The organism is Phocaeicola dorei (genome assembly GCF_013009555.1).
Lineage (GTDB): Bacteria > Bacteroidota > Bacteroidia > Bacteroidales > Bacteroidaceae > Phocaeicola > Phocaeicola dorei.
In genome coordinates, this window is sequence record NZ_CP046176.1 from 599,503 (window position 1) to 612,898 (window position 13,396).

Genomic DNA, 13,396 nt, shown 5'->3' on the forward strand with positions numbered 1-13,396 from the left:
TTTAGAATGCAAGTTTTACACCAAATAAAAAAGTTCTTGTACTTGTAGCTTCTCCCCACGTATTTTGAGTTGCCCATTCTGGATCAAATCCTTTGAAAGAAGTGAAAAGGAATGGATTGTTGGCTGTAGCATATAATTTCAGCCTTTTAATTCCTATAGGTTTCAGCAGCGACATGGGGAAAGTATATCCTAGTGTGATATATCCTACTCTTACGAAAGATACATCTTGATAGCACATGGAAGAAAAATATTTTCCTTTATTTCCTGGTTGAGGGTATTTATTTGTCGGATTGGTTTCAGTCCAATAATCAACTTTAGCTTGGTTGTAATTACCATCATATGCCATAAACGAAGAAACAAATGTACTGTTTAACTGGGCACCTTGACGGGTATATACATTGAAAGCCAAATCCCAGTTTTTATAAGTAAATGTATTGGTGATACTTCCTGTCCATTTGGGTAGCTGTTGCCCTAGAATCACTTTATCTTTTGCATCAATGACATTATCATGATTTTGATCTTTCACCTTTACTTGTCCCGGTGTCTGGCCATATATGGCTGCTTTATCGGCTTCGGATGTCTGCCATATTCCATCAAATTCATAGTCATAATTTACATTGATAGCCTCTCCAATAAACCATTTGTTACCGATATCATCTTTTTTCCCTCCGTACAATTCAAGGATTTCATTTTTATTGGTATCAAAAATTATATTTGTCTGCCAGGAAAAATCACTTGTTTGGACATTTATTGTATTTATAGATAACTCAAGCCCTGTATTTCTCACCTTTCCAATATTGTCCCAAACAAAAGTCCATCCTGTGGTGCTAGGTAACTGGCGTTCCATAATCAGATCTTTAGAGGTGCGTTGATATACGTCCAATGAACCATTAATACGGTTTCTGAAGAAACCAAAATCTAAACCGATGTTGAATTCCTGTGTCCGTTCCCAAGTTAATTTACTATTAGCAAGACCGTTTTTATAATAAGAAGTTGAAACATCACCTCCAAAATCGTAATTCCTATTTGACACATTAGACTGTGTCCCATAAATACTAACAGCATCGTTGCCCGTAACACCATAGCTAAGACGCAACTTTAAACTACTGATGAAATCCACTTTCTTTATAAATTCCTCTTCACCCAACATCCATGCAAATGCGGCTGAGGGGAAAAATGCCCATTTATTACCATCGGCCAATCTGGATGAGCCGTCATAACGTCCCGAAACAGTGAAAAGATATTTATCCATAAATGAATATTGAATACGACCTAAAAATGAGGCAAGACTAGTCTGCTGATAGTCTGTTTGTGATGCTTGAATATCGGTTGATGCAACTGCGTCCAAGTTATACCACTTACTATTATAAGGTAAGTTTCTTGCTTTTTGATAAGAGGATTCCCATTGTTGGTATTGAATGCTTTGGACAAGGTTTACATTCAGACTATGTTTTCCGAAACGTTTGTCATAAGTCGCTTGATTGTCCCATACATATCCCCAATGGTTGTTGGTTTCATATACGGCACTTGTATTGTCGGTTTTTCCAGCTCCTCCATTCTTGCACCACATACCATAATATTCTCCATTGCGTTTGTTCAACATTTGTGGCGAGAATTGAGTGCGGAAGTTCAATCCTTTGATGGGTTCGAATTTCAGGTAGATATTACCGAAAGCGCGGAATCGTTTTTTTTCACGCCATTCACCATCTTCTGTACTTTCATAAAGGGGATTAGTTACGGCATCATTACGGAATACGCGAAATAACATGTTTCCTTCGTCATCGTATGGAGCCGCTACGGAAGGTAACCGGAAGGCGGAACGCAATGTTTCATAACTCCCTTCATTTTGAATGCTGTAAGTGAAATACAAACTTCCTCCTGCTTCCCATTTATCTGTAAATTTCCGGTTGATATTCAGATGCATATTATATCGATCATAATCCTGCCCTTCAATTGTTCCGTTTTCTTTTAATTGTCCCAAACCGATAGAGAAAGTTCCTTTATCATCGCCGCCTGAAGCTGTAATGGTATTGCTGGTTTGGAAGCCTTTACGTAATACTAAATCAACCCAGTCTGTATAAATACCATGATCTATTCTGTTCCATTCTTCCGGAGTAAAGAATTCAGCATTGCTACGATCCGTGCTCCGGCCTAACTGATGGTATAAATCGGTACGAAATTTTACGTATTCATCTCCTTCCATCATCTCAGGTAAATGACTGGCTTCTTTAAAACCTACATTTCCTTCATACTGAATGGATACTTTGCCTTTTTCTCCTCTCTTGGTTGTTACAATTACTACACCATTAGCGCCACGGGAACCATATATAGCCGTAGCTGAAGCATCTTTCAATACATCTATAGTTTCAATATCACTGGGGTTTAAGTCGTTCATTCCTTCAGAAGTAGGAATACCATCAATGACATATAAAGGACCACTATTTTTATTCTTAATGGAACTGACACCTCTGATCTGAATACTATAACTCCCTCCCGGACGTCCGGCATTCTTCTGGATGTTTACACCAGCTATTCTACCCTGTAAAGCATCGGCTGCGGATGGAGTAGATCCAGCAGTGAGGACGGAAGTATTGACGGAGCTGACAGATCCTGTAATGTCTCTTTTTTTCATCGTACCATAGCCTACTACCACCACTTCGTCAAGAGTTTCTGTATCTTCTTTCAATATTATATTAAGTTCTTTCTTTCCGGAAACTTTCACTTCTTGAGAAACATACCCGATATAAGTAATCTGTAAAATGGCATCTTTTGGAGTATCCAGAACGAACCGCCCGTCTATATCTGTGATTGTACCTGTTGACTGGCCTTTTACGATGACATTGGCACCGATTATCGGTTCGCCATTCGCATCTTTTACAATACCTGTCACCTTAATTTGTCCTTGCTGTATTCCTTGCACAATCTCAGTAGAAAGAATAATTTTCTTTTCAAGCACTGAATACTTCACATTCGTCCCTGCGAAGATCTGGTCTAGTATCTTGAATATATTATTGTTGTTTGCCGAAACTGATACAATACGTTTCAGATCTACGTGTTTATTGTTGAAGAAGAAATCAAACCCCGATTCTTTTTTCAGCTTTTCCAACACAGTGCCAACTGTTTCATTACGTACTTCAAGACTGATCATGGTCTTTTGCGCATACGACTCTGCCGCATAAGTCATACTTAACGAACAGATTAAAAAGAGTACACTTAGTTTCATAGGTAATGGAGTTTTATTTAAGATTAACCTACACGACTTTATCATCCATAATAATTGGACGCTAAAATAATTTTTCATAATTTTGTAATTGAGATAAAGTTAATAAAATGTTGTCTTTGCTTGTCGCCAAACAAGCATAGAAAGATGATTTTTCATACGGGGTGATACGCCAATATCCTCCCGTATGTTTTTTGTTTAGGGAGCCTGTTGTCTGTTCATTTTTCTAGTATTTAAATTAAGGGTTAAACGTATATTAGTACACTTCTATTTTCAGCTTTTCCGTCTTTATATCTGCACTGTCAATGTACCGCCATCGTATACGGGAAGAAATCCGGAAATATTCCATAATACGCTCCAGGCGCTGATGGGTGAATGTTCCTGTGAACGAACAGCCTTTTAGTTCTTTGTTGGATAATACGAATTCCACATTGAACCGCTTGCCAAGCATGTGCAGCACTTCATTCAGCGGAGTGTCATTAAAGATGAGCTTACCGTCTTTCCATGAAATCTCCGATTCGCCCGAAGTGACGTAGCACTTGATATCCCCGGTTTGTGGGGAATAAACTAACTTCTGTCTGGGGGAGAGCATACTCTTTTGAAATTTTCCTTTGTTATTCTTATAAATAAACCCTACGCTGCCTTTGATAAGCGTGGTGGAAATGGGAGTTTCATTACCGTATGCTTCCACATTGAAACTTGTTCCGTACACCTCCACCTGAGAATGATGAGGGGTGGAGACGATGAATCGTTTCCGGGGATGATGGGTCACATCGAAATAAGCTTCACCGTTTAACTCCACTTGGCGTACATCGCCGGCGAAAAAGGTGGGATAGCGGAGTGAGGATTCCGAATTGAGGTGAACTACCGTGCTGTCCGGTAACAGGACGGAGGTAGTCATGCCTGCATTGGTTTTTATTTCCACCATCTGAGCGGTGACTACCGGCTGCCGTCTGCCCGGATACAGAGCCAATACACCTATCAGGAGGGGAACGGACAGGATGGCCGCAATGCGTTGTGTCCATCCCCACCAGGACAGGTTTCTAACTTTTGTTTTGCTTTTTACCTTATCTAACGCTTTTTCCGTATCTATTTTCTTTGTGATATGCTGTGTGTCTACAGCCAGATAGAGCGTATTCAGCTGCCTGGCTATATGTAAATGTTCCTCGTCGGCATTCAGCCATGCTTCTATCTGTTCATTTTCCGGAGGAGTGGTTTTCCCTTCGAAATATTTAGTTAACAAAGTTTCTATATCGGTATGGTTTTCCATAAATTATGCTTTAATTTCTTCCTTTATATTATTAAGACAAGCGAGAATGAAAGGTATCTAAACGAAAAATGCTTTTTTTTCAAAAAAAAGTTTTTTCCGATAAAAACCGCTATCTTTGTGCGCAAGGAAAACAGTTATTATACTATGAATCATACCGTCGAAGACTTGTCTTTGCTTAATGCTCTCCGACAGGGGGATGGTAATGCTTTTGACCATTTATTCAGAAGATACTATCCTATGCTGTGTGCCTATGCCCACCGGTTGGTATCGTTGGAAGATGCCGAAGAGATTGTTCAGGAGGTAATGTTATGGCTATGGGAGAATCGTGGGGATTTGATAATCGAGTCTTCATTGAATCAGTATTTGTTCAAAATGACTTATCGGAGGGTCTTGAACCACTTGACGCGGGAACAGGTGAAAACCAAGGCTGAAGCTGCCTTTTATGAGAGGACACAGGCGGCATTGTGTGAAGTGGACTATGCTCGTTTTGAGGAATTGGACCGGAAAATAAAGGAGGCGATGGCTGCTCTGCCCGACAGTTATCGGGAGGCTTTTGTGATGCATCGCTTTAAGGAACTGAGTTATAAAGAAATTGCCGAAGTGCTGGATGTGTCACCACAGACGGTGGCTTACCGCATCCAGCAGGCATTGAAGCTGCTTCGTGTTTCCTTAAAGGATTATTTGCCCATGCTGGTATGGCTGGTGGGCTGAAAAGTACCTCTCCCGAAGTTTTCCCAGTTTTTTCCTTCAAATCCTTCAGCCTCTTCGCAAACGCTCGTCAATAAAGAAAAGCGGCTGAAGGATTTCCTCCCGGAATTCCTTCAGCCTAGTGTAGAAGTTTCAGCTCTTTATGGTTTGAGCTTCGTTTGTAGAAGTTTTCTATTATATTGTTTCGTTGTATATTTACTTTATTGTCAGGTCCGTGTCGTTTGTTGCCGATACGTTTTCCGTTTCGTTCTTCGGTTCGGGCAGTTTCTCTTTTCCGTAGAATCCCGGCATCGGTTCATAGATGGGGTTACGTGGAATGGAGATATTGCGCAGTTTTTTGTCTTTCGCCAGTTGGGCGATATAACGTCCTGCGGTGGCGCGTGTCAGTCCGCATAACGATTCAAACTTCCGGCGTGTCAGCACGCTGTTTGTCAGGAAGTATTCCGTCAATGCCTCGTCTATACTCTCTTTTGTCACCGGCATGGAGTGCGGCTTGTATTTCGAACGCTCGGTCTTAACGTCGCTCAACTGATGCTTCAGGTATTTGTCCGCACGGAATGTCACCGATTTGAATTTCACCTTGTTGGCACGTGTGGAGCTTGGTGTCCGTGTCTCGGGGCAGGTAAGCGATATATGGAAATACCCTATCCCTTCGATGTGCACCCGGGCGCCGTCTTTCAAGTAATAGGCCAGTTTCTCGCTGAGCGAGATGATGGTTGCCTTGATGTCTGCCACGGTGAGCGAGGAGCCGTACTGTATTTCCCGTGCCAGATAGTCGGTGTTGATGCGCTGCCAGTTTACTACACGGGCGTGATAGCGCTTCTTGCGCGTACCTATCGTATTGGGTGATTCATAAAATTCAAATTTGATAGCCATTCGCTTATTTGTTTTTATCCGGTTGTTTATGCTTTCTTGTACGGAAGAGTTTGCTGCAACTTCCTTTCAGGTTAATCATTTCACTTAGGTGATGAAATTATATCACTAAAGTGATGAAGTTGTATCACTCAAGTGATGAAACTTCATCATTCCAGTGAAATGATTAACTTGACGGTGCAAAAGTATGAAATAGTCTTGATAAAAACGAATAATTTCCCAGTTATTTTCGCTTAGTCACTTTTTTGCAGTAGTGTGTAGTAAATGCTTGTAAAAGAGTATTTTGTATGTTATCTTTGTGATATTACACAACCCCAAATAATGAAAAAGGATGAAAAAATTAGTGGAAAAATTACTGAATTGGTGCAAAAAGAGTATGAAAATGAGGATATGCGTGGGAAAAAGTGCGAATCCGGAAAGAGTGTTGCCTTCAATGGCTATGGAAACGGTGGGCGAAACTGTTCTTCCAGCGGCTGTCGAGGCAGTTGGTATGGCAGAAACTATCGATGAAAAGGCGGTTTCTGGCAAATCGGGGCGCAAGAAACCGGAGAATATGCTGGAGGCCTTGCAGTGCTTTTTGACCGCACGGTATGATTTTCGTTATAACCTTCTCACCGAACAGACGGAGTATCGTGGAAAAGAGATGCCGGATGAAGAGTATGGTATAGTGGCTCAACGTGATTTGAATACATTCTGCCTGGAGGCGCGTACCGGAGGCATCAATTGCTGGGATAAGGATGTGAGCCGTTTGCTCCATTCCAGAAAGGTGGAAAACTATCATCCTTTTCTGCATTATATGAACCACTTGCCTCAATGGGACGGGGTGGATCGTGTTACTCCGCTGGCCGTGCGTATATCGCGTAAACCGATGTGGGTGAAAGGGTTTCACCGTTGGATGCTGGGTGTTGCTGCCCAATGGCTGGGGCAGGCACAGGATTGCGCCAATGCGGTGGCGCCTATGTTGGTGAGCCGTGAGCAGGGGAAGCGCAAGTCTTCTTTTTGCAAGATTTTGATGCCTAAGGAACTTACACCTTATTATATAGACAAGTTCGACCTGACGAGCGAGAGTGGATGTGAACAGAAACTTTCGCTTTTCGGACTGATCAATATGGATGAGTTCGATAAGTACCGTGCCGGACAGATGCCTGCTTTGAAGAATCTGATGCAGATGACCACACTGACTTTCCGCAGGGCACATCGTCCGGCATTCAGTCATCTGCCTCGTATCGCCTCTTTCATCGGTACGTCCAATATGACGGACCTGCTGACTGATCCCACAGGAAGCCGCCGTTTTCTTTGTGCGGAGGTGGATGATAAGATTGACTGCACACCGCCCGATCATGTGCAATTGTTCGCTCAGTTGAAAGCGGAGTTAGTCGGGGGAGAGCGTTACTGGTTCTCGGAAGAGGAAGAGAAGGAGATACAGCATAGCAATCGGAATTTTTATAAAATGCCTGCCGAGCAGGAACTGTTTTTGCGTTGTTTCCGGATGCCGCAAGAAGGGGAGCTGTCCAAGCCCTATACCACGACGGATTTGTTCAATTATTTGCAGAAGCATTATCCGGCAGCCATGCGCGGGGTGACTCCGAATCGGTTGGGCAGGATGATGGTTGCATTAGGAATACAACGCATTCATACCGAGTATGGCAATGTGTACCGGCTGGTGAAGCTGAAGGATTCTTCCGCGGCCTGAAGCTTTTTCCCGGTGTGATCTTTCAGCCGGAACGCCCTCCGGCAAAGGGTTTGCGGGAGGGATGAAGCTTTTGAAGGATTTTTCAGGGGGAATCGCATAAGGCGAAATAAATGAAAAAGATTGCTTAGCGATTTGTTTGTTCGACTTTTTTAGTGGTGGCGTTTTTATCTATAAAAACACGAGAAGTGACAGTTTACATATTTATTACATTGTTTCTTCTTGTGATTGTCTGGAAACGAGATGCTCCAAGTATCATGCTGCTCCGGGAGATACTTTACAGTTGAAAGTTTTCTTCCAGTCGGACAGTATAGGGGTGTTTGTCCGTGAACTTTATATTTATGGCAACTTTCCCTCTTTGCCACTTAGTCTGACGGTGGAGGGCGATTGCATATAAGGCAAGCTCATAGCATATAAGAGAAAGAATTAACAGGATAATTTTGTTTTTATCGAAGGTTTATTACTAACTTTGCTCTACCATCGTAATATGGATGAAAAGCACAACCGATATACAAATGAGCAAAATACCTGGAAATTCTTTTAATGATATCTATACCTCTTATTATAAGAAGTCTTTTTTCTTTGCCAAATCATACGTTCATAATGATTTGGCAGCAGAAGATATTGCCTCCGAGGCATTAATAAAGTTGTGGGAAAAGTTGAAGGCCGAGCCTGTTGAAGAGAAATATATCTTACCGTTGTTACTGACAATTTTGAAGAACAAGGCTTTGGACTATCTAAAGCACGAGGAGGTAAAACGCAGTGCTTTTGAAGTGATGGTCGACTGGCAACAACAGGAATTGTCTATCCGTATGTCTGCCTTGGAAGCGTGCAATCCTGATGAGATTTTTTCGGAAGAAGTGGAAAAAATCATCAGTGCTACTTTAAGCACCTTGTCGGAACAGACGCGACGGGCGTTTATTTTGAGCCGTTTTGAAAATAAATCTAATAAAGAGATTGCCGAAGAGATGGAAATCTCTATAAAGGGGGTGGAATATCATATATCAAAAGCATTGAAAGTACTGCGGGTGACTTTAAAAGATTATCTTCCTTTATTTTATTTCTTCTTTTATTATTAAGCCTGACCGGATGGGGATACGGATGTTTTTGAGGACAAAAACGATTTTTATATATTTTTCTTCATTTTCTTTTAGGGTAATTTCTTCTTGAGTCGTTTCTAATAAAACAGCATAGAATATGAATCCTGAATTATTGCAAAAATATATAGCCGGAAATGCTACTGAAGTCGAAAAGCAGCGTGTGACCGGATGGATACAGGAAAATCCTGAGAATATGCGTGAATATATGGCACAACGGAAGTTGCATGACATGGCATTGTGGCGTACGGAACCTGTGGCGGAGGAGAATAGCCGGGAAAGGAAACATTTCTCGTTACGCGGAATATGTATGGAAGCTGCCAAGATAGCAGCGGTATTGGCGATCGTCTTGTTGGGTACACATTATTGGACAGGAAAACATCAGGTACCGGAAGACAAAACATGGCAGTCCATTTATGTGCCGGCGGGCCAACGGGCGGAATTGATGTTGGCGGATGGTACGAAAGTCTGGTTGAACTCACGCAGTACCTTGACTTTCCCGGGAAGTTTCAAAGGGGATATCCGAAATGTGAAATTGGATGGTGAGGGTTACTTTGCGGTGACAAAGAATGTGGAACAGCCTTTTATTGTAGAAACGAACAAATGTAATGTGAAGGTGCTGGGTACAGAGTTCAATGTAATGGCTTATGCAGCGGATAGCGTATGGGAAACTTCTTTGTTGGAAGGTGCTGTCGAAATTTTAGTGCCCGGTTCGAATAACAGTGGAATGAGGCTGGAACCGAACACGATGGCCAGCTTGAAAGGCAACAGACTGGTAAAAGGACGCATCAAGGAGGCCGATTATTTTTTGTGGCGTGAGGGCTTGCTTTGTTTTAATGATATATCCGTACGTGATATGATAGAGAAACTGAAACTGTATTATGGGGTGGATATTGTGGTAAATAATACCCGGATTTTAAAGAACCGTTATACAGGTAAATTCCGCACGAAAGATGGAGTGGAACACGTACTGAAAGTTTTGAGACTCAATAATAAGTTTACTTATACAAAGGATGATGAGACGAATGTGATAACAATTAATTAACCCTTAAAAGAGAATATGCCTATGAAATAACACACATGGTCTAAAAAGGAAATGGGATAGTGCTGCAACACCATCCCATGGAAACGTCAATTACGTATTGACAATTTTTTTCTCAAATAATCTTAAGTTGAACCTAAAATTAGTAATGCAAATATATGAAAAATATTTTGTATCAGGAATCTATTGTAGAAATTAAACATTTATTCCGTATGATGAGAAACACACTCTTAGCCCTGTTTGTCTTTGCCGGAACAGCTTTTGCCACTGAGTCTTATTCTCAGACAATGAAGGTGACTGTTGTGGCGGATAACGTGTCAACAGGCAAGGTAATCAGTGAAATAGAAAAACAGACAGATTATCTGTTTGTGTATAATGTGAACGAGGTGAATCTGAAGCGCAATGTGAAGGTAAATGCGCAGAACAAATCTGTAGCTGAAGTGCTGAATAAGGTTTTTGAAGGTACTGATATTTATTATGCCATGGAGGGTAAGAATATCATGCTGATGAGCAAGGCGAAAGATGGGGAAGCAGCCCAGCAAGCAAATAAGATCACAGGTATTGTAAAGGATGCAACTGGTGAACCGATCATCGGTGCCAATGTAATGGTGAAGGGTCAGTCAATAGGTACAATTACAGATATAGATGGGCGGTTTGTGTTGGATGCCCCGAAAGATGCCGTTTTACAGATTACTTATATTGGGTATGTTTCTCTAGAAGTGAAAGCTTCTGGAAATAAAGAACTTAATGTAGTATTGAAGGAAGATACAGAAACTCTGGATGAAGTGGTGGTTGTGGGATATGGCGTACAGAAAAAAGTGAATCTGACAGGATCTGTATCAAGTGTGACTTCTGAATCGTTAGACAGTCGTCCTATAACTCAAACTTCACAAGCTTTGGCAGGTTTGTCCAGTGGCATAATGGTTACTCAATCTTCTGGACGTCCTGGGGGAGATCAAGCTTCCTTAAAAGTTCGTGGAGTTGGAACTTTTTCTAGTGCTGGTTCGGATCCTTTGGTATTAATTGATGGTCTTTCAGGTTCAATGAACGATGTTGACCCTAATAATATTGAAAGTATTTCTGTATTGAAGGATGCAGCTTCTGCTGCCATTTATGGTACGAGAGCTGCCAATGGTGTGATTTTGATTGAAACAAAGCGTGGAAAGAAAGGTAAAACTCAAGTATCTTACAATGGATATATAGGGTGGCAATCAGCAACACAACTTCCAGATTTTTTAGATTCTTGGGATTACGCTGCAATGAGAAATGAAGCAGATGAAAATGATGGACTTTCTGCTACTTATTCACCGGAAGAAATTCAAAAGTTCAGAAATGGAACGGATCCGGATAATTATCCAAATGTAAATCATTTGAAAGATTTGGTAACTTCTGGTAGCGGATTTCAAACAGGACACAATGTAACTTTAAGCAGTGGTGGAGAAAAATTAGCATATTTATTTTCTATAGGCTATCTGCATCAAGATGGTATTGTAGCAGAAAATTCGTATTCTAAATATAATTTTCAACTGAACATAGATAATCAAATTCTGAGTAATTTGCATTTAAAGGCTAATTTAAGTGGATATTCTTCAACAATCGATGAACCTTATACAGGAGATGGAGATATGAGCAGAATGATTGGTTTAGCTGTTCGCGAGTATGCTGCTATACCAGGGCGCAAAAGTGATGGTACGTATGGTTATCAAGATTTATTCTGTCCGGAAGGTTGGTTGGACAGTGATTCATTCCGCAAAGATAGTAATAAGAATTTTACTGGAGGAATGGAGTTGACATGGGAACCATTAAAAGGATTATCTTTTAGTGGTAAAGTAGGATACAATTATTCTAATTATTATAACAAAAGATATGCTTCAACTTTAGTTTTTGATGAGAATAAAACTTTTTCTCCAAATAGTTTGAATGTATCAAATGGTAATACGACATTAACAACACTTCAATTCTTAAGTAGATATAGTAAGAGCATAAAAGAACATCATTTTGATATTCTATTAGGTGTTTCTCAAGAAGAATATAAACAGAATTGGGGAGATGGCTATCGTAAAGATTTTCCAAATGATTTATTGCATGAATTAGATGCAGGATCAACTAATGGACAGACAGCTTCAGGATCGGGTACAGAATGGGGATTACGTTCTTTTTTCGGTCGCATCAATTATTCGTTGATGGACAAGTATTTGTTAGAACTAAATGCTCGGTATGATGGAACATCTCGTTTCCCTACTGATGGACGTTGGGGATTATTCCCGTCTGTTTCTTTGGGATGGAGGATTTCGGAAGAGAATTTTATTAAAGAGACTTTGCATTGGGTTGATAATATGAAGCTTAGAGTCTCTTGGGGTAAGTTGGGTAATCAGAATATCGGAAATTATCCTTATCAAAATGTTTTGTCGTTAGGTATTAATTATCCTTTTGGTAATACTATGTCTTCGGGAGCTGCAGTTACAACGTTAGCTAATCATGATATAACTTGGGAAACGACTTCGGTATTTGATCTAGGTTTTGATTTTACAATTTTAGGTGGCAAATTGGATTTTGTTTTTGATTATTTTGATAAACGTACTTCTGATATTCTCTATAATGTTTCGGCTTCCAATATTTTGGGAATGACACCTTCAGAAGTTAATGCTGCTTCAGTTAAAAATACTGGTGTGGAATTCAATCTTAGATATAATACTCAGATTGGTGATTTGAAATTGCATTTAGCTCCCAATTTTTCTTATTTCAAGAATAGAGTGGCTTCTTTAGCTAATGGTAAGCAGCAGGATATTGATAAAGGATTGTTTGTTGGAGAATCTTTAGACGCAATTTATGGTTATGTAGCTGATGGCTTATTCGTAAATCAGGAGGATATTGATAAGTATCCGAAACAACCTTATAATGCGGAACCTGGGTTTGTAAGATATAAAGATATTAGTGGTCCTAATGGTGTGCCTGATGGACAGGTGGATGCTACTTATGATAGAAAGGTACTAGGGTCTACAATTCCTAAATTTAGTTATGGCCTTACTGTATCTGCTGAATATAAAAATTTCGATTTCTCTTTATTACTTCAAGGTTTAGGAGGATTTAAGAAAAAAATGGGAAATTATCAAGCTTATGCTTTCTATAACAATGGTAATATTCAGCGTTGGCAAATGGAAAATCGATGGACGGAAGAAAATCCGGATAGAAATGCAGAGTATATTAAATTAACAGCTTTGAATGAAGGAGCGGGTACAATCATGACTTCTAGTTATTGGTTGCGTAATGGCACGTTCCTTAGAGCCAAGAATTTGCAGATAGGTTATACATTGCCAACTCACCTTACGAAAAAAGTAAACATAGAGAAAGCACGTGTTTATTTTAGTGGACAAAACTTGTTCTGTATCAGTGATTTTTATAAAGGGTGGGATCCAGAATTAAGTCAAGACCAAAGTTTTTATCCTATTACAGCTGTTTATTCGCTTGGTATTAATCTTAAATTCTAACCTTAAAA

At 40.3% G+C, this 13,396-nt stretch carries 9 protein-coding genes; 6 read left to right on the plus strand and 3 right to left on the minus strand.

Features of this window, described 5'->3' with window-relative positions; genetic code table 11:
• Position 1: 1 nt before the first annotated feature.
• Complete coding sequence (locus GKD17_RS02445) at positions 2-3,223, minus strand: TonB-dependent receptor (RefSeq protein ID WP_032936404.1); 3,222 nt, start codon at positions 3,221-3,223, stop codon at positions 2-4.
• A gap of 253 nt (positions 3,224-3,476) precedes the next feature.
• The gene (locus tag GKD17_RS02450; protein WP_007836564.1) at positions 3,477-4,490 is read right to left on the minus strand and encodes a FecR family protein; all 1,014 of its coding nucleotides are present in this window, start codon (positions 4,488-4,490) and stop codon (positions 3,477-3,479) included.
• Positions 4,491-4,634: 144 nt separating this feature from the next.
• Between GKD17_RS02450 and GKD17_RS02455 the strand changes: the two genes are divergently transcribed.
• Positions 4,635-5,201: an RNA polymerase sigma-70 factor gene (locus tag GKD17_RS02455; RefSeq protein WP_008655734.1), complete on the plus strand. Its 567-nt coding sequence runs from the start codon at positions 4,635-4,637 to the stop codon at positions 5,199-5,201.
• Between the two features lie 192 nt (positions 5,202-5,393).
• Here GKD17_RS02455 and GKD17_RS02460 read toward each other — a convergent pair whose 3' ends face one another.
• The gene (locus tag GKD17_RS02460) at positions 5,394-6,074 is read right to left on the minus strand and encodes an HU family DNA-binding protein (RefSeq protein ID WP_007836560.1); all 681 of its coding nucleotides are present in this window, start codon (positions 6,072-6,074) and stop codon (positions 5,394-5,396) included.
• A gap of 328 nt (positions 6,075-6,402) precedes the next feature.
• Here GKD17_RS02460 and GKD17_RS02465 point away from each other — a divergent pair, with 328 nt between their 5' ends.
• The 5 genes from GKD17_RS02465 to GKD17_RS02485 all read left to right on the plus strand — a co-directional run bounded on the left by GKD17_RS02465 (position 6,403) and on the right by GKD17_RS02485 (position 13,388).
• Complete coding sequence (locus GKD17_RS02465) at positions 6,403-7,764, plus strand: DUF3874 domain-containing protein (protein WP_007836558.1); 1,362 nt, start codon at positions 6,403-6,405, stop codon at positions 7,762-7,764.
• Between the two features lie 136 nt (positions 7,765-7,900).
• Positions 7,901-8,158 carry a DUF1573 domain-containing protein gene (locus GKD17_RS02470; protein WP_007836557.1) on the plus strand — a complete coding sequence of 86 codons (258 nt, stop codon included), beginning with the start codon at positions 7,901-7,903 and terminating at the stop codon, positions 8,156-8,158.
• Between the two features lie 94 nt (positions 8,159-8,252).
• Positions 8,253-8,840, plus strand: coding sequence for an RNA polymerase sigma-70 factor (locus GKD17_RS02475; RefSeq protein WP_007836556.1), 588 nt, complete (start codon positions 8,253-8,255; stop codon positions 8,838-8,840).
• A 118-nt stretch (positions 8,841-8,958) separates the two neighbouring features.
• Entirely contained in the window at positions 8,959-9,903 is a 945-nt protein-coding gene (locus GKD17_RS02480; RefSeq protein WP_007836555.1) for a FecR family protein, read from the plus strand.
• A 155-nt stretch (positions 9,904-10,058) separates the two neighbouring features.
• Entirely contained in the window at positions 10,059-13,388 is a 3,330-nt protein-coding gene (locus GKD17_RS02485; RefSeq protein ID WP_007836554.1) for a TonB-dependent receptor, read from the plus strand.
• The last annotated feature ends 8 nt before the right edge of the window (positions 13,389-13,396 follow it).